The organism is Loigolactobacillus rennini DSM 20253 (genome assembly GCF_001436505.1).
Classification (GTDB): domain Bacteria; phylum Bacillota; class Bacilli; order Lactobacillales; family Lactobacillaceae; genus Loigolactobacillus; species Loigolactobacillus rennini.
In genome coordinates this window covers 36,836-62,304 of record NZ_AYYI01000005.1, presented here as the reverse complement: position 1 = coordinate 62,304, position 25,469 = coordinate 36,836, and the positions used below count along the sequence as shown (strand labels likewise).

Here is a 25,469-nt window from a genome sequence, read left to right as displayed (position 1 = left end):
TTTAGGAAAACCCTCCTTGAACAATTGTGGCGACTGCTTGTTGCACTGCTTTAATGCCATGTTTACGCGTGCGGCTGCAAACTTTTGCATCGCCGCCACAAACTAAACAACGCCGGGGAGCTATCCCCAACTCACGGCGTGATACTTGTTGTAGTTGCCCAGCTGCCAAATACACCACATCAAAATCACATAACAAACAAAAACGATGTTGTTGTTCATAGTGCAATAATTGTTGCTTTAACTGCCTTGGTGGTTGTGTCACCACTAAAAAAGCTAAATCACCAGTTGCTAATTGTTGGGCCTCATGAAAAACTAACGTTGCTTTAAATTGTGTTAATAAATCAGCTAGCAATTGTTTAAACACGCCATGTATTTGCGTTCCCGTTTTCACTGGACCCGGAACTCGTAAGGTCACAGAAATCAAACTAGTTTGCGGATAAGTTATTAACAATTCCTTTTGGCGTGCAACCCGCTGATCTCGTGCCGCTAGCATTTCCATTAAGGTAATGGCAGGTCCATTTAAAACGGCTTGCTCAGACATGATTAACCACATCGATTAAAGTGCCATCCCGGTATTCGATCAACGCCACTGGCCGGTCGCCATAGTGAATCTTGGCCGGTGTGCCTGTGACTGCGTAAGCTTTATCGCGTAACTCTTGAATGGTAAATTGTGGTACGTTTAAATCTTTAAACATGGCCATTAAGTCTTGTCGTTTAGGATTAATCGCAATGCCAACTTCAGTGACCACAACATCCACGGAAGCACCCGGTGTGACAACAGTATTCACATCATCAACAATAGTTGGAATCCGACCGCGAATTAACGGGGCGATCACCAAACTCATTTTACAAGCTGCTGCAGTATCGCTGTGACCACCACTAGCACCGCGGATAACACCGTCAGAACCGGTAATCACGTTCACATTATACTTGGTATCAACTTCTAAAGCTGACAAAACCGCAACGTCTAACTGATTGATCACACTGCCTTTAGATAACGGACTAGCATACATTTCTGCATCGATTTCATAATGGTGCGGATCTTCTGCCAACGATTCTGCACTAGGGTGATCAAAGTCTTGGACATCTAATAAGTTATCGACCAGCCCCGCACGCATCAGCGAAACCATTGCGCTAGTAATCCCGCCTAAAGCAAAGCTGGCGTGCACGTTTTGTTTTTCCATGGCCTGTTTCAAATAACGGGTGACCGCTAACGATGAACCGCCACTACCGGTTTGAAATGAAAAGCCTGGTTTGAAATAGTCAGAAGCTGTAATCACTTGTGCAGCGTATTGTGCAATCAATAATTCTTTTGGATCTTTTGTAAAACGAGCCGCGCCTTTAGCAATCCCTTTAGGGTCACCAATGGCATCGACCTGAACGACATAATCTACATCTGTTTGTGGAATCGCAATCGGCGTATTCGGGTACGGAACCAAAGTATCCGTGATCGCCACAACTTTGTCCGCGTACTTAGCATCAATTTTAGCGTAGCCTAAAGAACCACAAGTCGCTTTACCATTAACACCATTAATATTGCCGTACTCATCAGCCGATGGCGCGCCTAAAAAAGCCACATCAATGTGAATGTCGCCACTGGCAATTGCTCGTGCCCGGCCACCATGAGAACGAATCACCACTGGGTTTGCCATAATGCCGTTAGAAATTGCCGCACCTAATTTATCCCTTAAGCCACTAGAAGTAATATTAGTCACCACGCCACTTTTAATGTAATCAATCAAAGGCGCGTGAACGTTAGAAATGGAGCTAGGTGCTAACGAAAGATTTTTAATCCCCATTTTGGCAATTTCTGCCATGACCATGTTCATGACATAATCACCTTCACGGAAATGATGGTGGAAGGAAATGGTCATCCCATCTTTCAGCCCTGTCGCGACAATGGCATCATGAATTGATTGCATCAGTTTAGGTTGCCGTGGCTTAACCGGTTGCACTTTAGCAGCAGCCCGCTGATAGTGTTTGATGTGGGTAAACTCACCTGTATAGACACCATATTGACTAGCATACGGTTCCGGAATTTGCCGGCCTAATTTATTTTCAACCATTAGTCTACCTCCGTTTCCATATTCGATGCTTTTGCTAATTCCAGCGTGAATTGTGCCCGCTCAACAACTGGTTTATCAACCATTTGGCCATTGACGGAAACCACACCAGCACCTTTAGCTTCCGCTTCCTTTAAACCAGCGACAATTTTTTGCGCTTTGACCACTTGTTTTTGTGTCGGCGCAAAAATTTGGTGAATCACAGGAATTTGCCGTGGATTAATCACAGATTTACCATCAAAGCCTAATTGCTTGATCAATTTTGTTTCCCGGATCAATCCCGCTTCATTATCCAAATCAGTATAAACTGTATCGATTGCTGCAATTCCGGCTTCCCGAGCTGCATGTAAAATAAAATTACGGGCAAAGGACAATTCTGCCCCATCTTCATGACGGTAAGTTTTCTGTGATGTTAAATAATCCTCTGCACCTAAGGCAATCCCAATCATCCGTGGTGAGGCTTGGGCGATCTCGCGGGCATTAAGCACACCAGCAGCACTTTCAATTGCAGCCATCATGTGGGTGCGCCCAACTGGAATGTCATAAGCTTTTTCAACTTTAGTGATCGCGGCATCAACAGCCTTAATATCTTGAGCGGTTTCTGTCTTTGGCAAACGAATGACTTGAATGCCACCTAAAACCATCGCGGTAATGTCTTGCACACCCCCAAAATCCAGCGCATTGATTCGGACAACCGTTTCAACACTGGAATAATCAAAGGTTTTTAAGGCAGAATAAACTAACATCCGGGCAGTATCCTTTTCTTTCATGGACACCGCATCCTCTAAATCAAACATGATTGAATCGGCACCATATAGCGTACAATCCCGGAGCATCGCGGCATTGGCACCTGGCACAAACATCATCGTGCGTCTTAATTTATCCATGAGTTGATCTCCTCCCAATCATAATCGGTTTTATCCGCTGCCCGGTAGGCGGCAACAATGGTCCGCGCTTTGATGGTACAATTCAATGCACCTTTGTCATTAACCTTGACAGTAGCAGCTTGAATGCCTGATTTTTGTAACGTTACGGTAACCACCTGCTTGATCTGGTCGCCAAATTGCTTGGCCACACTACTGGTTAACGCAATTGAAATTCCTGCAGTCGCTGGCTGCAGTGTAACAGTTAAATCACTTGATTCTAACGTTCCTGCATGCGCTGAATGTTTAATTTCCATGATCGTAACACTCCTTTACATCATTTATCGTTGTTGGGGGAATCAGTTTTTCTAAGCTATTAAAATCCCGAGTTTGTAAAGCGCGCCGGGCCGCCGAAGCAGAAATGACTTGGCCAGCACACGTCAAACGCGGTACGATTTGCAATTTTAATGTTGGCGCTAGGGTGGCTTTTAATACTTGATTATAAATCGCAGTCACTGGTGAATGTGGCTCTGTTCCCACATAGCGCTGATTAATTTGTAAAACCGGCGCTAATTTATACTGAAATAGTTGAGCATCCACCAACGCTTGTTGCTTCGCTAAATTCAAATCAGCTTGATCCTTTAAAAAATAACTAGGAAAGGTAGCTGGCGATACCAAATAACCACGTGTAGGCAGCACGACAACATTAGTTAAAGTTGCTGTTGCCTGCTTAACCATCGCTAAACGCTGCTCAGCCGTAAAAAAAGCCTGCTGGGAAGAAAGGACAAAAACATAAACTGTTGGATTCGCTTGAGCAGCTTGTTCAATTAAATAAAGGTGCCCTTTTGTCATTGGATCAGCATTCATGACAATTGCCGCTGCCGACCCAGGGCGTTTATGCTGCCTTAAAAAACTTAAATAGTCATTAAAATCAGGATAACCGTATTCCAACAAGCTAATTTGCCCGGTTTGCACCAAATTTTGAAAACCCAGCGCGCTAAAATACCGGCTGGTAGCAGGCTTGGTGTACACAAACGCATGGGTTTGCTGCAGCGTATCCAATCGATCTAACAAGCCTTGAATGATTGGGGTCAATAAATTTTCAGCACGATGGGTAGGCGCAACGGCGACTGCTTTGATAATTGAACCAAATAGTGACCCTGTCGCCAGTAACTCGCCATTTTCAAATAAACCTAAAGTATAATTGACTTGCCGATCGACTGTTAAACCGGCTTGCTTAAGCAACGCTTCCCAAGCTTGAGCAGCTTGGGGGTTAATTGTCAGCCAAATGCGCTTTAGTTGCGGCATTATCACTGCTCCTTTTCTGGTGGAAAAACTTTTAACAATAATTTGGCCACTAAGAAAATGACAAAGAGGACGAAGAAAACGCCGCCCATACCGACACCCATCAATTCAAATGCTTGTTTGATTCCGGTCCAATTCACTGCCATGACCACATTCCTCCTAACTGAAAAAGGCAAGTAACAGGCCACCTGCGATTACCGAGGCAATTTGCCCAGAAACGTTGGCGCCCACTGCATACATTAAAACAAAATTTTGTGGGTCTTCGTCAGTTGCCATTTTTTGAATCACCCGGCTAGACATTGGAAAAGCTGAGATCCCAGCTGCGCCAATCATCGGGTTAATTTTTTGCTTACGGAACAAATTCAATAACTTGGCAAACAAAACGCCGCCGACAGAATCCATAATAAAGGCCACTAACCCAAAGCAGATGATCAATAACGTTTGGACATTTAAAAACAAATTGGCTTGTAATTTCACTGCAATGGTTAAGCCTAATAAAATGGAAACAATGTTGACCAACTCATTTTGTGCGGTTTGTGAAAGTCGGTCTAACACACCACATTCACGCAGTAAGTTACCAAACATCAAGAAACCGACCAATGGTAAAGCCGTTGGCGCAATCAAACCAGCCAATACAGTAATGATGATCGGAAACAAAATTTTAGTGGTTTTAGAGACGTTTTCAGCACGGTAAGTCATGCGGATCCGACGTTCTTTTTTGGTCGTCACTAACTTAATCGCCGCTGGCTGAATAATTGGGACCAAGGCCATGTATGAATAGGCGGCTACCGTAATCGCACCTAATAAATTAGGGGCTAACTGGTTGGAAACAAAAATTGAAGTCGGCCCATCTGCCGCACCGATAATCCCGATGCTAGCTGCTTCTTGAATGTTAAAGCCAAAAAAGACAGCGACCAACACGGTGAAAAAGATGCCAAATTGCGCCGCAGCGCCAAATAATAACATGAATGGCTTTTGCAACAAGGGGCCAAAGTCAATCATCGCGCCGATCCCAATAAAGATCAACAATGGAAATAATTCCGTATCGATACCAGCTTTAAATAAGACATCTAAAACGCCGATCGCTTTGGTACCGCCGGTTACCTGTGTCAACACACCCGTTTTAGGAAAATTAACCAAAATGGTCCCCAAGCCCATGGGAACTAACAAAGTCGGCTCGTATTCTTTTTTGATTCCCAAATAAATGAGCAGCAAACCAATCAAGATCATGATGATCTGGCCACCTGTAATGCTGGTAATGCTCTCTAATAAGGTTGCCATTTGTGCTCCTCCTACTGTAATTTAAACAACAATGCGCCAGAATCAACTTTTTCGTTTTTATCCACTTGAAGCTGGGTGATCACACCTGCTTTAGGTGCAACGATTTCGTTTTCCATCTTCATCGCTTCCAGTACCATTACTGGTTGGTTTTTGGCTACCTGTTCACCAGGTTGCACCATTAATTTAATGATGGTGCCTGGCATCGGCGCCGTTACTGCTTGGCCCTCTCCAGCAGACTGCGGTTTAGCTGGCTGCGGGGCGGGCTGAGCTGCGGTAGCTTGCGGAACTGGTTGCGGTACCGGCTGAGCAGCAGGTTGCGGCGCTGATTGCAGCTGACTAGCTGGTGTGCCACCCACTTCTTCCATTTCCACTAAATATTCTTGTCCATCAATTTTTATTTTAAACTTTCTCAGCATGATCTGAGTCACTCACTTTCTTTTTAATCGACTTCACAACAAATTGCTGGCCGCTGGTGGCCGCTGCTAAAGCAGTCGCAATTAAACTGACCCGCTTAGCTTCCGGATTTTGTTGGTAAAGTCGTTTAAACTGTAATTTTGAAGTCGTTGCTTGACTGGCGACAATGGCACTTGCAGCCAGTACTACCGGTAAATGCTGCCGTGGATCCACTGGTAAATAATGGGGAACCGGCTGCCACTGTTTTGCTTTCACGGCGACTTTAGTGACTTTTGCCGAATCATCTACAGCTGGCTTTGATCGTTTAACGCGCCGTTTTAAAAAACCAAACATACTTTACCTCCTCATTAGCTTTGTGGAATAAACGCTGGCATGTGGCCTAGCAACAATACGGTGACAATAAAGATCACAAAAATCCAAAACGCATACTTACCAGATTCCCGTTGCCATTTACCCATATCTAAACCAGTCAACCTTAATAACAGGTAGATGAACGCAGTTAATGGTGACAGTAAATGGAACGCTTGGCCCATTAAAGATGCCAGTGCCATGTTCATGTTGGTGAAGCCATAAGCTCGGCCAGCTTCTGCTAACACCGGCATGACGCCAAAGTAAAACCCATCGTTAGATAAGAAGAACGTCCCTGGCGCAGAAATCAACGTGACGATGATTCCCCAGAAACCAGCAAATTGCTTCGGTACGATTTCCGTAAAACTATTCGCTAACGCATCGGCCATCCCGGAACCTTGGAAAAGTCCCATGAAGATGCCGGCCGCAAAAACTAAAATCACCACTTGTACCGCGGCACCGCCATTAGCACCAATCCGCTTTGACTGATCAGAAAGGTTGGGATAATTGTAGATCAAGGCTAAAACAGTCCCCACAGCAAATAACATCAACGGCGGGACATAGATGGCTTTAATAAAGGAACCAGCAACTAACCAACCGATTAAGATCAAAGTCAAGATCCCATTCATGGCAAAATGTTCTGGCCGGCGCATGGCTTCTGTTTCTGGATCGCCATCATCAAACATCGCATCGATTTCGGCATTGGACAGATCTTTAATGCCCAGCCGTTTCCGTTCCGCGCGTCCCATGTGCGGTGCCACCCAAAAGGTGACGTACAGTAGCGACAACACCATGCCCGGTGCTAAATAAGCTAAAATACTGGCATCAACGTGCAGTACCGCCATGGCCCGCGCAGTGGGACCGCCCCAAGGCAATAAATTCATGATCGTATTTTGTAAAATTACCAAGACCCCTAAGTTCATCATCCGCATGTTCAACTTTTTATAAATTGGAATGAAAGCTGAACAACAAATTAAAGTGGTGGTGGTGCCATCACCGTTTAACGAAACCGCAGCGGCAACAATCGCTGTTGCCATCAACACCTTCATCGGGTCTCCTTTGGCAAAATGCACCATTTTTTGGGTGATCGGGTCAAATAACCCAGCATCTAACATGATGGAAAAATAAAGGATGGCAAATAGCAACATAATCCCAGTATTGGAGGTGGTGGCTAAGCCATCCATCACCCAATCACCGATGCCACCTTTAGTCGATGACACTCCAGCGACTACAGCAACCAAGGCAAAAATCAATGGGACCATGATTAGCGACGTTAATGGCGACATTTTCTTTTTCATGATCACGAACATAAAAACAATGATCATGCCATATGCGAGAATCGTTAAGAACATCATTTCCACCTCTAACTATGTATTCGTAATGACTTATCCTACAAATTAATCATAAGCGCATTTACTTTTTGATGGAAGCGTTTACTAACAGAAGTACACTAAAAGAACAATTTACTGGCGACCATAAAAAATAACCCACGTCGATATAGCGTGGGCTGTCATACTTCACTATCCTGGTTCAATTAACTAGTTACCAATCACTGAAACGTTGTTCTTCTAATTTCTTTAGTAGTGCTTTGTATTCTGCACGATCGGGATTTTCCGAAAAAGTCGTATTTTGTAATTGATTGAACCGTTCTGCCAAATAATAGGCCGTCAAAAAAAGTGTTAATTTGCGTTTTACGATGGCTTCTGGATCCTGTTGATCAGAGACTTGGTGTGACTTTACCACTAACTGCGCAAATTTACGCGGATCTAGTCGTAAGTCGTCTTTTTTATCCATTAACGCTACCCTCCAGTTTGAATTTAATGACACTATAGCACCAGTGTAGCACACTATCACAGCGCATTAGCCAAAAGCAAAACGCTTCCATGATCGCAGCAAAACCGATATAATGTTTTATATAACTTAAATTAAGGAGACGAATGATATGCAAATTGGTATCCCAAAAGAGATTAAAAATAATGAAAATCGTGTTGGGATCACACCATCTGGCGTCATGAATTTAATTCATGCAGGTCAACGTGTGGTTGTTGAAAAAGGTGCTGGCATTGCGGCAGGTTACCCCGACCAAGACTACATTGACGCCGGTGCGAAAGTCGCAACAGCAGATGACGCATGGCATTCAGACCTTGTCATGAAAGTTAAAGAACCACTAGCAGAAGAATATCACTATTTCCATCCTGGTTTAATTTTGTACACTTACTTGCATTTAGCCGCAAACCCTGATTTAACCAAAGCCTTATTAGAAAATAAAGTGACCGCTATCGGTTATGAAACCATGACCGCACCTGATGGCAGTCTACCAGCACTGATTCCAATGAGTCAGGTTGCAGGTCGGATGTCCATCATCACAGGTAGCCAGTACCTACAAAAACAATACGGCGGCAAAGGCGAATTAATTGCCAGTGTTCCCGGCGTTGCCCGGTGCAACGTGGTCATCGTCGGCGGTGGGACAGTCGGCTACAACGCTGCTAAAATCGCAGTGGGCATGGGCGCTCAAGTGACTATTTTAGACGTTAACCCGCAAACCCTAACTCGGATTGATAACGAATTTGACGAAAAAGTGCAGACCCTCTTTTCTAACCACCATAACTTAGCCAAAGCGATCAGGGACGCTGATTTAGTGATCGGTGCTGTTTTATTACCGGGTGCTAAAGCCCCTAAACTGATTTCTAAAAAAATGGTCCAGTCCATGGAGCCAGGCTCTGTCATCATTGACATTCCAATTGACCAAGGTGGGATTTGTGAAACAACCACTCACGCCACGACTTTTGATGACCCCGTGTATGTCGTTGAAGATGTGATTCACTATGCCGTCGCTAACGTACCAGGCGCAGTACCGAAAACTGCAACAGATGCATTAACTAACATCACTGTCAAATATGCTAGTGAAATTGGCAAAGCTGGCGTTAAAGCAGCCATTCAAGCCGACTCAACTATCAGCAGCGGTGTCAACACCATCAACGGCCAATTAGTTGAAAAAGCTGTGGCAGATAGTTTGGATTTGCCATATAAAGATTTAAAGGCTAGCTTATAATTAATATTTCCTAAACTGATCTGTATTAGTCATTAAACTATGGAATAATTGTATATTGTTATACAATGATAATGCTTAGCGCAAACGCCGCTAGTCATCAGCTTGATTAGTTGATTACTAGCGGCTTTTTCTACATAAATTCCACTCATAAATAATTGTGTTAGCTACTTTAATTGCGCTAAAATAACCGTATACAATCATCACATTCTGAAAGGAAGTTTCAGTATGAAAATCGCAGTCCGTTATTATTCACGCGCTGGTAGCACCAAAAAACTAGCAGAAGCCCTAGCCCAAGGTATTGGCGTCAAAGCTGCCAGTACCGCCACACCTTTAGCCGAACCCGTCGACCTATTATTCATTGGTGGTGCGCCCTACATCGCATCGCAATTAGCGCCGCAACTACGACAATTTCTCCACCAACTTACAGTAGATCAAGTCAAGCACATTGCCGTTTTTAGCACCTCGAACTGGAAAATGGCCATCCGCAAACAAGCGCAACGCAGTTTAGCCGATCCCAAAATTGATCTCTTAGAAGACAGTTTTCAAAGCCGCGGCTCTCTAGGTGCAATTAATAAATCCCATCCTACCGCGGAAGAATGTGATCAAGTCGTTGCTTTTGCAAAACGGGTGATTGCGCAGGTGCAGGAATAGGAAAATAATCTTAGCTTAAAGAATGAACCGCAGCGAGTGCTACTTAGCTTCTGCGGCTTATTTTAATCGGTTAATTTTACCTTAATTTGTTGATTACAGTAAGACACTACATCTAGCTCGTCGTTTAACATGTTATTATGCAGCCAGTGAATCATAAGTTTTGCTTATTTAAATAATATCAAAAAACTGATACCACTTTGTAGATAAATGCGCATACATTCGGTATAATTAACTTATCAAAGAATTAGAAGGAGTGGCATAATGGATAAGCCCTATAATATCGGCCTTGATATCGGTAGTCATTCAATTGGCTGGACCGTGGTCGATGATAACAGTAAACTGGTTAGAATTAAAGGTAAATTAGGTTATGGCGTGCGCCTCTTTGATGAAGGCAAAACAGCCGAAGAAAGACGCCAATTCAGAACAACACGGCGCCGTTTAAAACGGCGTAAATGGCGTTTAAGATTACTGCGTGAAATTTTTGAACCTCATATAGCACCACTGGACGAAACATTTTTCCTTCGCCAGAAACAATCTAATCTAGTTCCCACCCAAAAAAAGCTACCGCAACTAAGTTTATTTAACGATCGGTCAGATGCTGAATTTTACCACAAGTATCCTACCATTTATCATTTAAGAAACGCTTTAATGACCGAAAAGCGGCAATTTGATTTACGCGAAATTTATCTGGCAATCCACCACATTGTGAAATACCGCGGTCATTTTCTAAATGCGGCCCCTGCGGCATCTTTTAAAAGTGGCAAATTTGATTTAGAAAATAAGTTTGATCAGCTTAATTTGCTTTTTGCGAGCGCTTATAGTGATTTAGATTTCACTTTAAGGACTGACAACGTTGATCAAGTTAAAGCAATCTTACTCAACGAAGATCTCAGTGCCAGTACACGGCAGCGCCAAGCATTACCACTGATTTATCAAACATCAGCTGATCAAAAAGCAGCAAAAAAGCTAACTAAATCACTTGCCACTGAATTATTAAAAGCCATTTTAGGTTTAAAAGCTAAATTTGACGTCTTAACAGGAATTGAGACCGATGACACTAAAGCTTGGCGTTTGACCTTCAACGCTGAAGATTTTGACGATAAATTAAACGAGTTAAACGTCACCGACAATGAAGCAGCAACGCAAATCATCGAAATTTTACGCGAACTTTATTCCAGCATTTTATTAGCTGCCATTGTGCCGGAAAATTACACGTTATCCCAAGCAATGATGGCGAAATACAACGCACACAAACAGCACTTATCATTATTGCGACAGGTTAAAACAACCTTGCCAGCAAAAAAGCAAAAAGAGTTGCAAGCAGCCTATGATGACTACATTGACCAGCACCTTCCCCTAGATAAATTCTACGCAAAATTAACTAAAGTTTTACCAAAAGAAAAAGACACTGATAATCCGCAAATTATTCAAATATTGAATTTGATTGACTTGGATCAATTTCTACCAAAACAACGGACTAAAGACAACGGTGCAATTCCTCATCAATTGCACCAGCAAGAACTCGATCAAATCATTGACAATCAAAAAGCCTACTATCCTTGGTTAGCCCAATTAAATCCAAATGAAAAACGCCAAAAGATAGCCAAGTATAAATTAGATGAATTGGTTGCATTCAGAGTCCCTTATTACGTTGGCCCCTTAATTGAAGCCAAAACGCAACAAAAAACTTCCGGTGCCAACTTTGCTTGGATGATCCGCAAAGAACCTGGTACCACTACCCCCATTACCCCTTGGAACTTTGATGAAAAAGTGAACCGACAAGCTTCAGCCAATGAATTTATCAAACGGATGACCACCACGGATACTTATCTGCTAGGTGAAGATGTTTTACCTAAACATAGTCTACTATATCAACGGTTTGAAGTTTTAAACGAACTTAATGGCATTAAAATCGATCAAAAACGCGTGACTGTACGGCAAAAACAAGCGATTTTCAATGATTTATTTTTAAAGCAACCTAACGTTACGGTTAAAAAATTGCAGCAATATTTACAAGCTAAAGGCGAATACGCCAGTGCACCAATCATCACCGGTTTATCTGATCCTAAAAAATTCAACAGCCAATTAAGTACTTACCATGAGTACAAAAAAATTTTTGGCGGATTAATTGACGATCCTGATAAACAAGCTGACTTTGAAAAATGCATTGAATGGTCCACCATTTTTGAAGACAGTCAAATCCTTAAAGATAAACTAAAAGAAATTAACTGGCTAACCCCTGAACAACGGCACAAAGTTGCCAATAAACGTTATCAAGGCTGGGGTCGACTATCTAAAAAATTATTAACACAATTGGTCGATTACAATGGTCAGCGGATTATCGATATTCTTTGGAATACAACTGATAATTTTATGCAAATTGTCCACTCAGAGGCGTTTGATAAAGCAATTATCAAAGAAAATCAAGCTTTATTGACGCAATACAATCCGCAAGCTGTAATTGATGATCTGTACACATCACCGCAAAACAAAAAAGCCTTGCGCCAGATTTTATTAGTGGTTAACGATATTCAAAAAGCACTAAAAGGCCAAGCGCCAAGTCGGATTTTAATTGAATTTGCCCGAGAAGGTCAGGAAAATCCACGCCTGTCAACGCAACGGAAACAACAAGTTGAAAACGCGTATAAAGAAGCAAGTGATGCCTTGCTCAGCAGTGCAGAAGTCAGACAAGAACTCAAGGGCTTAGACAATAAAGCTCTCGCGAACACCCGGCTCTTCCTTTACTTTATGCAAGGCGGCCGTGATATTTACACAGGCAAGAGCCTAAATATCGATGATTTATCCAAATATGATATCGACCACATTTTGCCGCAAGCATTCATTAAAGACAATTCCTTAGATAACCGCGTGCTAGTTTCTGCTAAAATGAACCGGAGTAAATCTGATCAAGTCCCATTAAACGACTTTGCGGAGATTCGCTATGGGAAACAAATGCGGCAACAATGGGAAAAAATGCTACGGGCAGGCTTAATTACGCGGAAAAAATACCATAATTTAACACTAAATCCTGAAAGCATTAATAAATATACTGCTAAAGGTTTCATCAACCGGCAATTAGTTGAAACCAGACAGGTGACTAAATTAGCCACAAACCTTTTAGTAGATCAGTATGCTGAAGACGATGTCCAACTAATTACCGTCAAAAGTAATTTAACCCACCAAATGCGGGAAGAATTTGACTTTCCTAAAAACCGGAACGTCAATAACCATCACCATGCCTTCGACGCTTACTTAACTGCTTTTGTCGGACTTTATTTGCTAAAACGTTATCCAAAATTAGCCCCTTACTTTGTTTATGGTGACTACCAAAAAGGTGCCAGTCAAAATTCAAAGTGGCGCAATTTTAACTTTTTAGGCAACTTACACCGAGAGAAAGTGGTTGATAAAAATACCGGTGAAATTATCTGGCAACGTGATGCTGGGTTAGGTGAACTAAATCGGATTTATAACTTTAAAAAGATTTTGGTGACCCGCGCACTACGCGTTAACCGCGGTCCAATGTTTAAACAAACCATCTATAAGGCAGAGGAAGATAAGTCCAGCGGTCGTGGCAGTAAACAACTAATCCCAACCAAGAAAAACCGGCCCACTGAGTTATATGGTGGCTACACGAACAAAGAAACTGCCTACCTCTGTTTAGTTAAAGAACCACACAAAAAAGGCGACATTTATCGAATTTGTAGCGTTTTAAATATGTGGCTCACAGAACTAGATCGGATTGCTGACCCAATCGCTAAAGCACAAAAATTAACAGAATTATTGACCCCCCAATTCACAACTACCAAAAAGAAGCAAGGACAGAAAATTCCAGTCGTTAAACCGTTTAAGGTTGTCATTCCTAAAATTTTAATTAATCAACGCTTCTTTAGTCGTGGTCAAGAATTAACCGTTGCTTCTCCCATGTATATGCATAATGAGCAAGAACTCTTTCTCAATAAAAAAACAATTAAATTATTAAACGGTCAATTAGCTAAAAACGAGGCTCACGAGTTAGCACCTAAAATTTATCAACAAATTTTAGATCAAGTAAATGATTATTTTCCACTTTATGATATGTATAAATTCCGTGACACCCTTAACGCAAGTAAAGAAATTTTTGTTAATTTACCTTGGCAAGACCAACGGCAGGACAAAAAAATTAGCCAATCTGGTCAGAAATCTATCTTAAATAAAATTCTAATTGGATTACATGCTAATGCTGCTCGAATTAAATTAACTGAATTAAATTTCAAAAGTGATTTCGGTCTCTTATCACAAAGATCTGGTATTGCCTTCTCACCTGATGATCAAATTATTTATCAATCCCCTACTGGTTTATTCGAAAGAAGGGTTACGTTAAAAGATTTATAAGCAAAAAAAGCTGGTCCATCGTCATGATGAACCAGTTTTTTATAAAAATAAGCATAAAAAAAGGCCCCATACGAGGCTCAGAAGTAAAAACTCACCCGAAGGTTTGTTTGATTTTAACTCAGAGTATCAAATCAATGAATCTTTCAATTGGGAGTATCAAACCCAACAAATTAAATATATCATGCTTAATAAATAAAAGCAAATTATTTTTAATGAGGTGAATGTGATGAGTTGGCGCACCGTTGTTGTTACCCAACACGCTAAGATTTCTTACTCAGGGAGGCGAATAATTGTTCAAACTAACGAGACGATCCACCAGATTCCCATTGATGACATTCAAATTTTACTAATCTCAACCTTACAGGTAGTGCTCACAGCTCCAGCGATTACTGAACTAAGTCAAGCTGGCGCAAAAATTATTTTTACCGGAAGAGACAGTAATCCAACTTGCGAAGTAACTGAACTTTATCCAGGCAACCGGAATTCAATTTCAATTCAAAATCAAGCTCAGTGGCCACGAGAATTAAAGGAAACACTTTGGGATGCAATTGTTCAAGCTAAAATTGACATGCAGTTACAAAGTGCAGCTTTGCTAGGCCATAAGATTATAGCATTAAAAAAAGAAGCCACACAAATGCAGTTTGCAGATAAGACCAATAAGGAAGCAGTGATTGCACGCAAATATTTTCAGCTTATTTTCGGAAAGGATTTCATTCGTACAGACTGCAGCCCAATTAACGCCGCATTAAATTATGGCTACAGTATTTTATTAGCAGCAGTTAACCGTGAAATTGTTGGTAATGGGTTTCTAACCCAACTTGGCGTACACCATCACAATGCCATGAGTGATTTCAACCTTGGCTCAGATTTAATGGAACCTTTTCGGCCGATCATCGACTACTGGGTTGCCAGCCAAAAATTCAATGAATTAACACCGGACGTTAAATTTGGCTTAATTGAGTTATTAAATTTGGAAATTAAATACAATGGTAAAAATACCTTGTTGCGTAACGCACTAACTAAACACGTCCAAAATTGTCTCAACTACACAACCCATCCCCAAGAAAAACTAACGGTAAAGGTGGCATTAATTCATGAGGTACCGCATCATGCGCTTATTAGTAATGTTTGATCTTCCAACCGAAACTAGCGCAGACCGTAAAGCTTATCGCCACTTTAGAAAAGCATTATTAAATGAAGGCTTTATGATGCTGCAATATTCCGTTTACGTCCGCGTTTGTGTTAGCCGTCAATCCGCAAAATTTATCGAAAGAAGAATAACTAATTTCCTACCTGATAAAGGATTAATTCAAAGCTTAATGGTGACAGAACAACAATACAATAAAATGCATTTCTTAATTGGCAAGCCAAAAACTGATGTCCGTAATTCATCAGAAAGGACACTGATTTTATGAACATAACCCTCTACCCATTCCAACCTTTTACCATTACACCAAATAAAATTACTGTTTTTAGTACCAATGCCGTTTCGGTTTACACTAAACTGATCACTGGCCTAAAAACAGAGCAGGAAGCGCTTAAAATAAGTAACGAAGATTACCAATTGGTGGACTTTAATAAAAGTATTCTTTGGATTGGCGACTTAGCAACAGCAGATCTAAACCAACTATTTCAAAAACAATTACTTAAGAAAATTTCAAATGATTTAAACGATACCCAAAGACAAACACTGGTTCAGTTGGATAATCAGATCCGTACCGCAATTTCAGATACCATTTTAATGTACGATTTATCGCTTACCGTCGGACAAGAATGGAACATCAGTAAATTGCTGAAATACATTAGCGTGAAATTTTTCAATAGCATCCAAGCTGATCCCTATGGTATAATAGAGAATATAGTAAAGACTGTTTTAGAACTCAATAATAATAAAATAATTATTTTGATGAACGTTTCGCATTATCTTAGTATCAGCCAGTTCAATGAATTAGTAAGATTAATTGCGTCATTAGATGTGAAACTCTTTATCATCGAATTCTTAGAAAAGGCAATTCCACAGAAGTATCAAGATTGCCGGTATTATCACATTGATCGTGACTACGTTGAATGGCGTTATGATTAAATGAAAAATAACTGAGAATTTGGCGGTTTTAGAAGAGTATCAAATCAATGAGTTTATCAACACTTAAAAATGAAAGGAAATGGTAAAAAAAGTTTTAGAAGAGTATCAAATCAATGAGTTTATCAACATTATCAGAAATACGAAAAGCTGATTTAGTGTTTTAGAAGAGTATCAAATCAATGAGTTTATCAACATTTGATGTGACAGCAAAGTCAACGTCTGAGTTTTAGAAGAGTATCAAATCAATGAGTTTATCAACAAAAGAATCGAGAAAAGATTGACCCATTAAGTTTTAGAAGAGTATCAAATCAATGAGTTTATCAACAATGGGCTTTAACCGAGCTAAATATTTGTTGTTTTAGAAGAGTATCAAATCAATGAGTTTATCAACCGGCATTCCGCAACCTGACCCGGGCTTTTTGTTTTAGAAGAGTATCAAATCAATGAGTTTATCAACAAAAAACACTAAGAAAATTGCTGTCCGTAAGTTTTAGAAGAGTATCAAATCAATGAGTTTATCAACAAATTGTACAAACTGCTCCCGCTTTAACCGGTTTTAGAAGAGTATTAAATCAATGAGTTTATCAACTGCCGTAAACAAGGGTCGGATTACCAGAGTGTTTTAGAAGAGTATCAAATCAATGAGTTTATCAACGGGAGACACTAAAACTAAACAGGTTACTCGGTTTTAGAAGAGTATCAATTCAATGAGTTTATCAACCGTCTAATTATACAAATTGGGCCCAGCACAGTTTTAGAAGAGTATCAATTCAATGAGTTTATCAACTACGACAATCCCAACATGTTAGACGATGTCGTTTTAGAAGAGTATCAATTCAATGAATTAAATTTCAAAATATCCAATGATAAAAGAAGCCTGCAATTAGCGCTCAAATAAATCGTTAACTGTAGGTTTTTTATATGCTCTATTCTTCTAGAAATCAGTCCAGTCTTCATCCTTAACTGCCTGCTTCTGTTGTGGTAAATCTTTACGTTTGATTTTTAGCGTTCTCTCTTTTTGAAAAACCTGGTGAATCTTTGCTTTTTTAACATCACGCTTGTGTAAGTAATGAGCAATCATAAATGAGGTTGATTCGCTAGGTGTTTGCTCTCCTATTTCATCCTTCTGATTGGTAAATAATATCATTGGCGGAAATGGGATTAAAAAAGGCAAGAAGCCAGTGAACCATAAAAAAGATGCAGAATCACCTGATTCTTTTGCCCAGTGTAACCCTATAACAGTCATAAGTAGTAAAACAATAGTTATCACAGCTGTTATTTTTAATTTAAATGCCTTAACTCGATACTCTGACGGCATTTTAATCTGCTTTTCTTTTGGTTGTGGTTTAACATAAAATTTTCGTCTGACTGCACCTGAATTGACGTTGCTGCTCTTCACAGTATAATGCGGTGTTTGGGCAAAAGCTCGGGGAACTATGATTTGTTTTTGTGTTTGTGTTGCCCCCTTGCCTTGATTTGATTGCACCAACTCATCATTTGAAGTAAAACTTACTTCCTGTTTTTTGCCAATTTTAAAATTAACGTCAGTAACGGTTGCTTCATAGGTCTTTAAAGCTTTTCGCTCCAATGTATATTTCAACTCTTCAGGGAATTCATTCCGATCATCAATGATTTCAGGTTGTTTTATAATCAAATCGTCTAACTTTTTTTGATAATTAACACTGGCTGCAGCATCTAACTCGTAAGCAATTGCAAAGCACAGTTGTTTAGCACGCTCATGATCATAACCAACTCGTGCTAAATATTTTTCTGCTGCATCAACCGCTTTTGTCACCAACGAAACGGTTACCGTAAATGGCGCAAGCTTTTTTTCAATCTTTAATCGTTCTTGTTTAATTGCCGTTAGCTTATCCAGTTGGATTGCATATTCACTGGCCGTTTGATATTCTAAGCCCTTTCGTGCAAAAAAATTACTAACACGCAGTTTATGCAATTTTTCAGAAGTAATGTCTGGGATGACTTGGTCACCTTTATAAATGACTACTTGGCGCTTTGCATCATAACGGTACATATTTTTATTCATCGCTTGAACTTCATGATACTGCTCATCAAATAAATAAAGTGCTTTTTTAAAAGCAAATAAAGTCCCCAATTAATCATATCAGGTACTATTGTTCTCAGCTGGTAGCAAAACTTTAACCCATCATGTGTGGTGACTTTAAATTTCTCAGCATGATTAAGCATGAAAATTAAGTACTTCAAATAAGCTTGATTATTTTGATCTTTATCAGCCACTAATTGTCGGTATTGCTGTAAATCTTGCTGGCTAAATTGCGATTGTGACTTAAACATAGCTGCATAACGGCTAGGGATAAACTGTAAGGTCTGCTGAGTTTGCCAAATCCGTTTTCCATAATCTTTTTCGTGCTCGGGAATGCCAATACCATCTGCGTTATCCACACCAGCAACTCGGTTTAAATTATATTTTTTTGGTAACTGACTAGTTAGCTTAAGCTTTTCTGCAATAATTTGGTCTCTACCAGAAATTTCACGAATAAAAATACGACTGGTATCTTTGGCACCAAACGCTTCGATTGGCATCACTGGACCTGCTGTTATTTGCTTAACCGATGGTTGTGTCCGCCAATGCTGACAAATCTTATTTTTAAACGAAACCGCCGTTGCGCCTAAATAAAGTGCCCGGTACTGATCTAGCACTAATACATATAACCCTGTCTTACCAAATAATTGGGTTAAATTACTAACTTCATGAAATTGCTGATCTGCTAAAAAATCTTGTACAGTTTCATTGAATGTTTGTTTATCACGACTTTGAAAATCTTCTAAATTCCATCCATAAAAAATGTCGCTCCTAGTCTGCTGGCTGAATTCGCGATCTATCTATTATAAATATTATCTATAATTTATTATTCGGTCAAGTAAAGCTAAATTTGAGCCGATATAAAAAAACTAACTAGAATTTTTAAACCTAGTTAGCCTTTTTGTGATAACCATTTAACGGACCGAAATTATCAATTATCTTTTAAAATGCTGTAAATAACGTTGAGCGATTTGATTTGCTGTAAAACCATTCGTTTGCATGATGTCATCAGCGTCACCACTGGCGCCAAATTCGTCTAAGCCAATTCGCAGGCCATCAATACCAGTATATTTCCCCCATGATAGCGTGGATCCTAATTCAATGGACACCCGCTGACGTACAGTTGGTGGCAACACTTGATCACGATAACTTTGCGGTTGTTGTTCAAACAATTCCATGCTAGGAACTGAAACAACTTGAACATCTTGGCCATGCTCGTGCAATAATTTTTTAACTTCAATTGCTAAGGAAACTTCGGAACCAGTTGCTAAAAGAATGCCACTTGGTTGCGCACCAATACTAGGTGAAATCACGTAAGCCCCTTTCAACGTGCCAGCTTTACCATATGCAAGTGAACCTGCTAAAACTGGTAATTTTTGGCGTGATAATGCTAACATAATTGGTCCATGTTTTTCGTTTAACACATATTGCCAGATTTGTGTTGTTTCGACTGCATCTGCTGGTCTAAATACAGTTAATCCAGGAACTGCGCGGAAGTTATCAAGTTGTTCAATCGGTTGGTGCGTTGGGCCATCCTGTCCCAGCGCAATTGAATCATGACTGAAAATAAACAAAGATGGAATGTTCATTAACGCTGCCATCCGCAGCGCATTTTTCATGTAATCAGCAAACACGAAGAATGTACTACCAAAAGCTTGGCTCCCTCCATACAACATAATCCCGTTTACTGCTGCAGCCTGTGCAAATTCACGCACACCAAAGAAAATGTTTTTCTGGCTATAGTCAGTCGGTTCAAAGCCGGTATCCTGTTCAAAATAAGTTTTATTACTACTGGATAAATCTGCCGAGCCACCCCAAAAGTTTAATTCAGTGTCTGCAGATTTTTGAATCAATTGATGAACAGTTGTCCGAGTTGCTTCCATATCTCCGGCTTGATAATTTGCCACAAATGTAGGTACTTTGGCATCACTACGTTTATTTAAACTGAAGCTTTTCGCTAGTTCTGGATATCGCGCTTGATAAGCAGTAAATTGCTGCCGCCATTTTTTATATTGTTGCTCACCATCAACACTAATTTCCGCAAACCGTTGGTAAATTTCATCTGGAATTATAAAGGGAGCATGCTCCCAGCCTAATTTATGCATCGTTTCACGGCATTCAGTTGCGGTTAGTGGGTTCCCATGAACACTGTGCTGCCCTGCATATGGTGAACCATAGCCCAAAGTCGTTTTAACTTCAATTAAGGTAGGCCGTTCACTTTCATTGTCAGCATCCGTCATTGCTTGATCTAATGCAACTAAATTATTACCGTCTGCAACACGGGAATAATGCCAGCCATAAGCTTTGAACCTTCCCCCTACATCATCACCTAATGCCATTTTGGCAGAAGAATCCAAAGTAACACCGTTGGAATCATACAAAACAACTAAATTAGCTAACTTTAAATGTCCCGCAAGACTGGCTGCTTCATGGCTGATTCCCTCCATAAGGTCACCATCACTGACAATCACATAAACTTTATTATCAACAATTGGAAAATCTGCTTGATTATATTTAGCAGCTAAATGTTTTTCAGCCATCGCCATACCAACAGCCATCCCCAAGCCTTGTCCTAAAGGCCCAGTAGCAGCGTCTACGCCCGGTGTTTTTAATTCAGGGTGCCCTGGTGTCTTGCTGCCTAGCGTACGAAATGCTTTCAAATCAGACATTGTTAATGGATAGCCTGCAAGATGAAGCAATGCATATAACATTGAAGACCCATGACCAGCTGAGAGAACAAAACGATCACGGTTAAACCACTTAGGATATTTAGGGTCGACCTTTAAATGATGTTTGTAAGCAACATATAACATCGGTGCAGCGTCTAATGGCATTCCTGGATGTCCTGAATGTGCATGCTGAATCATATCAATACTTAAGGCACGAATGGCATTAACAGCATCTCGGTCTATTTGATCAAATTTCATTTACATTCACCTTTCTTTTTATTTAGCTGCTTTTTTTACTGCTGCCCGCTTGCTAGCAATAATTGAAGCAACAATGAAGACAACAAATGAAATTAAAATTGCAGCGGTAATCGCCATTACACCACCTGCATGTCCAGACCAACCAACAATTGAACCGACAATCCCAAAATCAGAATCTGAAAACATTGCGTTGCCTAATCCAATTTGTCCAAGCACAGGAATTAAAGCTAGCGGTAGAAAACTAATAAAAATGCCTTGAACAAAAGAACCGATAATCGCACCGCGGCGTCCACCAACCGCATTACCGATCACACCAGAAGTAGCCCCACACATAAAGTGCGCAACAACACCCGGAATAACAATAACGGTGTGTAAAGCAATCATAATGAACATGCTGACAATTCCGCCAACAAAACTGGAGAAAAAGCCCACAATCGTAGCATTAGGCGCATAGGGGAAAATAATAGGGCAATCTAAAGCAGGCACCGCATTAGGTACTAGCCGTTGTGAAATTCCTTTAAATGCTGGAATAATTTCGTTCAAAATTAAACGAACGCCTGTCAAAATGACATAAACACCAGCAGCGAAAGTCCCAGCTTGAATGAGTGCGTAAACAATGTAGTTCACATCGCCACTCATTTTACCAACGAAATCAGAGCCCGCGAAAATTGCTAAAATCACATAAATAACTGCCATTGTAATGGTAATCGCAACTGTTGAATCTCTTAAAAAGGAAACGCTTTTAGGAATTTTTAAATCTTCAGTTGATTTATTTTTATTCCCGGTTAATTTTGCCATCACACCAGCTAACCAATAACCAAAATCCCCTGTATGTGCTAGCGCCACCGTATTACTTTTAGTGACTTGGCGCATAAAAGGTTGTAACAAAGCAGGCATTGCCGTATTGGCTATTCCAAGCATTAAGCCGCCAAGTAGGACTTCTGGAATAAGTTCAAATCCAGCGACTTCCATTAAAACCGCAATCATTGCAGCCATATATAACATGACGTGTCCGGATAAATAAATGTATTTAAAATGCGAAAAACGTGCTAATAAAACATTAATAATCATACTAACTAACATAATTAAGGCAGTCGCAGTCCCAAATTTAACCAAAACCGTTGCCACAACAGCTTCATTATTTGGGATTACCCCCTGGACATTAAAAGCATGAATGAACATTTTCCCCATCGGTGTTAACGCATTGGTCACAATGCCTGCGCCACCAGTGAGTACTAAAAAGCCAATGAACGTTTTAATTCCGCCACTAATGATGTCCGGACCAGATTTTTTCTGCAACGCTAAACCCAAAACCGCAATGAGTCCGACTAAAATAGCAGGTGTCCGGACAATACTTATAATAACGTTAAGTGTACTTTGCATTACTTTTCACTCCTAAAGTTTAAATAATCTGTTGTGATTTAAGGTATTGAGTCACTTTTGTTTTTAATTCATTTTTATCAATGATACTGTCTAACACAGTGACATGATTCCCGAAACGATCTTTAGCAGCATCCGCTAAATCTTTACCCACGAAGAATTGATCAGCGGATTGCTGATTAGCACTCCCCATATCCATATGGGTAGATTCAACTTGATCATCAACGCCTAAATCTTTTAAAATTTCTTGAATATTCATATCAACCATGAAACTGGAACCTAATCCAGTACTACATACAGCTGCTAATTTCATATTATTTCTCTCCTTCCAAAATAATAGCTTCAACTTGTTGGGCGGTTGTTGCAGCCAGCAATGCATTTAACCTTTGCTGATCACCTAGCATTGTGGCTAATTCTGATAGCGCTCTAAGATGGGAATGATCGTCCACTGCAGCTAGAACAAAAATTAGTTGAATTGGATGCTGAGGATTAATCAGATCAATTGCTTGATCTAATCTTAGAAAAGACATCCCTAGCTGTTTAACCCCTTTTTCTGGCCGTGCATGTGCGAAAGCAACTTTATCGCCAATATTAATGTATGGCCCATTTTGCTTCACATTTGTGATCATGGCATCGATATAATTTTGATTAATTTTTCCTTCTTCCTGTAGTGGTTTAGCTGCTAACGCTATGGCATGCTGCCAATCCACTGCATTAGCAGAAGCAAATTGAATAGTTTTTTTATTGATTAATTCACTAAGCAACGGTTGATACCTCTTTTTATGATTTACAGATGATTTGGCAGAAAAAGTGAGCACTTCTTTAATGCCATTAATTAAAGCAGATTGATTAATAATTTTAGTATTATCAGAAATAACATCTAATAACGCCGACAAACGATCAGTTGAAACGTGCGAACGGATCACACCTTGTACCACTAAACGTTTGCGTAACGCATCTAATTCTTGGTGGTTTAATATGGGATGCACCACAATCACATCCTGATTATGGCGTTTCAATGGAATTGTAGATAAAACAACATCCGCATTAACCTTGGTTTGTAAATTGTAATCACGTTTTGTGATCGGTCCAATTAGTTGTAAATCTGGAAAATTAGCTTCAAGTTGACTTTTTAATAGCCGTGATGTTCCAATTCCAGTTGAACAAACTAATAATGCACGTGGTGTTTGTGTGTTTTCATAATAAATTTGGGAACCAAAATAAATGGCAATTAAAGAAATTTCACTCTCATTTAACGGCTGCTGGTTTAACTGAACAAAAGGACGAATAGCCATTTTGGTATAAATATAAATGTTAAAATAATTAGCTTTAATACTATCTGCCATACCTTCATGGTACTGACGGTTATATTTCACTCGGTAATACGTCGAAATTAGATGTACATATAACTCATCGGCTAACTGATCTTCATTGTGAAAATGAATCCCAGCCAATTTTTTAAAATTAGTAATCACTTGTTTAGTCGCTGCCATTACATTTTCTTTTATCGTAGTTTGATTTTTTGTATCAACAGCATTTAATTGGCCGCTTAACAATAAACTTTCCAAGTAGAAAATTTCTACTTCTGAATCGGCAACAGCAATGCCAAATTGAACTAAAAAATTACTCGCAAGTGAAAATTCAGGCTGGTTTAATAATTCATGCCGATTACTAAGCGGCTGTGGAAAAGAATTAACGTGTAAAACATGATCAGCTAAAATCCTGCGTAAAATAAACGCATAAAACAATTCCAACTTTCTAATTGCATCGTCGGTAAACGACCGTGATTGTTTTCTTTCCACAAAATGTAACCAATCATTCACAACTAAATTAATACTTTGAATTTCCTTAACATCAATCAAAGCTATCGGGTTAGCTTGTGCTGCTAACCAATCGAATTCTTTTGCCATCTCCGCAAACCGATCTTGGATATAATTACGGATAGTTAATTCATCACCTTCCAATCGGTGGCCGTTATGATCTGCTCGTAATAAAATATGCTTACGTGCTAAAATGGTTTTTAATTTATTTAGATCATTTACCGTTGAATTGCGGGTTACATGCGCTATTTTCGTTAAATTTTTTATGGTCACGTGCGGTGAATTGGCAAATAATGCCAATAAAATTAAATTAAGTCGTCTGTTAGCTGGTAACTTCTGATGATAAATAAATTTAGCTTGATCTTGTTGCAACAATTTACGGACAGCAATTTTACTTTTAGATGTTAAATAGTATCCTTGGCCACGGACATTGCGTGGTGGCGTGATGTGCAGTTTTAATAATTTCTTTGACAGACTATTCATAAAATAATAAGCTGAACGTTTTGAATAACCAATTTGCTTTGCAAGGACTGTCATCGGCCGATAAGTTGTACTTGCTAAAAGAAGCTGTAGAAGTGCTTTTTCGCTACTAGTTAATTTACTAACCATCTGGTTTCCTCCTACACGTTTATTATCACAAAGCAAAGGCAGAAACGGCAGACCAAAACTTGCACACAGCATTGTGCATAATTTAAAGCACTTACATTTTCGCTAACCGAATTACTTTTACTACTAAATATCTACCCATTTACTTATCTAAACAATTAGATTTTGTTTAGTGATATTAGCAAATCGATTCAATTAGCTCAAATTTAAAACGTAGCAACAGCTTCAATTAACTAGAAACAC

23 protein-coding genes and 1 CRISPR repeat array are annotated in these 25,469 nt (G+C 39.9%); of the genes, 6 read left to right on the top strand and 17 right to left on the bottom strand.

The genetic code is table 11. The features are described 5' to 3' along the window. Position 1: 1 nt before the first annotated feature. The 11 genes from citX to FC24_RS00875 all read right to left on the bottom strand — a co-directional run bounded on the left by citX (position 2) and on the right by FC24_RS00875 (position 8,068). Positions 2–541 carry a citrate lyase holo-[acyl-carrier protein] synthase gene (citX, locus tag FC24_RS00920; protein WP_057872988.1) on the bottom strand — a complete coding sequence of 180 codons (540 nt, stop codon included), beginning with the start codon at positions 539–541 and terminating at the stop codon, positions 2–4. Continuing rightward, positions 534–2,066, bottom strand: a complete 1,533-nt coding sequence (citF, locus tag FC24_RS00915; RefSeq protein ID WP_057872987.1) for a citrate lyase subunit alpha — start codon at positions 2,064–2,066, stop codon at positions 534–536. Before citF ends, citX begins: the two co-directional genes overlap by 8 nt. Then, positions 2,066–2,950, bottom strand: a complete 885-nt coding sequence (locus FC24_RS00910; RefSeq protein ID WP_057872986.1) for an aldolase/citrate lyase family protein — start codon at positions 2,948–2,950, stop codon at positions 2,066–2,068. The genes citF and FC24_RS00910 overlap by 1 nt, the downstream gene beginning before the upstream one ends. After that, the gene (citD, locus tag FC24_RS00905; protein ID WP_057872985.1) at positions 2,938–3,243 is read right to left on the bottom strand and encodes a citrate lyase acyl carrier protein; all 306 of its coding nucleotides are present in this window, start codon (positions 3,241–3,243) and stop codon (positions 2,938–2,940) included. The genes FC24_RS00910 and citD overlap by 13 nt, the downstream gene beginning before the upstream one ends. Then, the gene (gene citC / locus FC24_RS00900; RefSeq protein WP_057872984.1) at positions 3,233–4,234 is read right to left on the bottom strand and encodes a [citrate (pro-3S)-lyase] ligase; all 1,002 of its coding nucleotides are present in this window, start codon (positions 4,232–4,234) and stop codon (positions 3,233–3,235) included. Before citC ends, citD begins: the two co-directional genes overlap by 11 nt. A 2-nt stretch (positions 4,235–4,236) precedes the next feature. Then, positions 4,237–4,377 (bottom strand): OadG family protein, encoded by a 141-nt coding sequence (locus FC24_RS11315; RefSeq protein ID WP_083485588.1) that lies wholly within the window; start codon positions 4,375–4,377, stop codon positions 4,237–4,239. 13 nt (positions 4,378–4,390) lie between these two features. Then, entirely contained in the window at positions 4,391–5,512 is a 1,122-nt protein-coding gene (locus FC24_RS00895) for a sodium ion-translocating decarboxylase subunit beta (protein WP_057872983.1), read from the bottom strand. Positions 5,513–5,523: 11 nt separating this feature from the next. Beyond that, on the bottom strand, positions 5,524–5,928 hold the full coding sequence (locus FC24_RS00890) for an acetyl-CoA carboxylase biotin carboxyl carrier protein subunit (protein ID WP_057872982.1): 405 nt from the start codon (positions 5,926–5,928) through the stop codon (positions 5,524–5,526). Further along, on the bottom strand, positions 5,912–6,259 hold the full coding sequence (locus FC24_RS00885; RefSeq protein ID WP_057872981.1) for a hypothetical protein: 348 nt from the start codon (positions 6,257–6,259) through the stop codon (positions 5,912–5,914). Before FC24_RS00885 ends, FC24_RS00890 begins: the two co-directional genes overlap by 17 nt. 14 nt (positions 6,260–6,273) lie before the next feature. Beyond that, on the bottom strand, positions 6,274–7,626 hold the full coding sequence (locus FC24_RS00880; RefSeq protein ID WP_057872980.1) for a CitMHS family transporter: 1,353 nt from the start codon (positions 7,624–7,626) through the stop codon (positions 6,274–6,276). Positions 7,627–7,816: 190 nt separating this feature from the next. Further along, positions 7,817–8,068, bottom strand: a complete 252-nt coding sequence (locus FC24_RS00875; RefSeq protein ID WP_057872979.1) for a hypothetical protein — start codon at positions 8,066–8,068, stop codon at positions 7,817–7,819. A gap of 148 nt (positions 8,069–8,216) precedes the next feature. On the opposite strand from FC24_RS00875, the gene ald reads away from it, so the two are divergent. From ald to csn2, 6 genes are all read left to right on the top strand, one after another. Further along, positions 8,217–9,326: an alanine dehydrogenase gene (ald, locus tag FC24_RS00870; RefSeq protein ID WP_057872978.1), complete on the top strand. Its 1,110-nt coding sequence runs from the start codon at positions 8,217–8,219 to the stop codon at positions 9,324–9,326. 225 nt (positions 9,327–9,551) lie between these two features. Further along, the gene (locus tag FC24_RS00865; protein WP_057872977.1) at positions 9,552–9,977 is read left to right on the top strand and encodes a flavodoxin family protein; all 426 of its coding nucleotides are present in this window, start codon (positions 9,552–9,554) and stop codon (positions 9,975–9,977) included. 261 nt (positions 9,978–10,238) lie between these two features. Continuing rightward, positions 10,239–14,348: a type II CRISPR RNA-guided endonuclease Cas9 gene (cas9, locus tag FC24_RS00860; RefSeq protein ID WP_057872976.1), complete on the top strand. Its 4,110-nt coding sequence runs from the start codon at positions 10,239–10,241 to the stop codon at positions 14,346–14,348. Between the two features lie 226 nt (positions 14,349–14,574). After that, positions 14,575–15,480 carry a type II CRISPR-associated endonuclease Cas1 gene (gene cas1, locus FC24_RS00855; protein ID WP_057872975.1) on the top strand — a complete coding sequence of 302 codons (906 nt, stop codon included), beginning with the start codon at positions 14,575–14,577 and terminating at the stop codon, positions 15,478–15,480. Beyond that, positions 15,458–15,763: a CRISPR-associated endonuclease Cas2 gene (gene cas2 / locus FC24_RS00850; protein ID WP_057872974.1), complete on the top strand. Its 306-nt coding sequence runs from the start codon at positions 15,458–15,460 to the stop codon at positions 15,761–15,763. The genes cas1 and cas2 overlap by 23 nt, the downstream gene beginning before the upstream one ends. Then, positions 15,760–16,431 (top strand): type II-A CRISPR-associated protein Csn2, encoded by a 672-nt coding sequence (csn2, locus tag FC24_RS00845; RefSeq protein ID WP_057872973.1) that lies wholly within the window; start codon positions 15,760–15,762, stop codon positions 16,429–16,431. Before cas2 ends, csn2 begins: the two co-directional genes overlap by 4 nt. A gap of 25 nt (positions 16,432–16,456) precedes the next feature. Continuing rightward, positions 16,457–17,285: direct repeats of the CRISPR family, unit length 37 nt; unit sequence GTTTTAGAAGAGTATCAAATCAATGAGTTTATCAACA. An 80-nt stretch (positions 17,286–17,365) separates the two neighbouring features. Here csn2 and FC24_RS00840 read toward each other — a convergent pair. The 6 genes from FC24_RS00840 to FC24_RS00815 form a co-directional block, all read right to left on the bottom strand. Beyond that, positions 17,366–18,475 (bottom strand): hypothetical protein, encoded by a 1,110-nt coding sequence (locus tag FC24_RS00840; protein ID WP_057872972.1) that lies wholly within the window; start codon positions 18,473–18,475, stop codon positions 17,366–17,368. Continuing rightward, positions 18,472–19,110 carry a hypothetical protein gene (locus tag FC24_RS00835; RefSeq protein ID WP_057872971.1) on the bottom strand — a complete coding sequence of 213 codons (639 nt, stop codon included), beginning with the start codon at positions 19,108–19,110 and terminating at the stop codon, positions 18,472–18,474. The genes FC24_RS00840 and FC24_RS00835 overlap by 4 nt, the downstream gene beginning before the upstream one ends. A 318-nt stretch (positions 19,111–19,428) precedes the next feature. Next, on the bottom strand, positions 19,429–21,420 hold the full coding sequence (gene tkt, locus FC24_RS00830; RefSeq protein ID WP_057872970.1) for a transketolase: 1,992 nt from the start codon (positions 21,418–21,420) through the stop codon (positions 19,429–19,431). 18 nt (positions 21,421–21,438) lie between these two features. After that, positions 21,439–22,803, bottom strand: a complete 1,365-nt coding sequence (locus tag FC24_RS00825; protein ID WP_057872969.1) for a PTS ascorbate transporter subunit IIC — start codon at positions 22,801–22,803, stop codon at positions 21,439–21,441. A 19-nt stretch (positions 22,804–22,822) separates the two neighbouring features. Further along, the gene (locus tag FC24_RS00820; protein WP_057872968.1) at positions 22,823–23,113 is read right to left on the bottom strand and encodes a PTS sugar transporter subunit IIB; all 291 of its coding nucleotides are present in this window, start codon (positions 23,111–23,113) and stop codon (positions 22,823–22,825) included. Position 23,114: 1 nt separating this feature from the next. Beyond that, positions 23,115–25,229: a BglG family transcription antiterminator gene (locus FC24_RS00815; protein WP_057872967.1), complete on the bottom strand. Its 2,115-nt coding sequence runs from the start codon at positions 25,227–25,229 to the stop codon at positions 23,115–23,117. Positions 25,230–25,469: the final 240 nt, after the last annotated feature.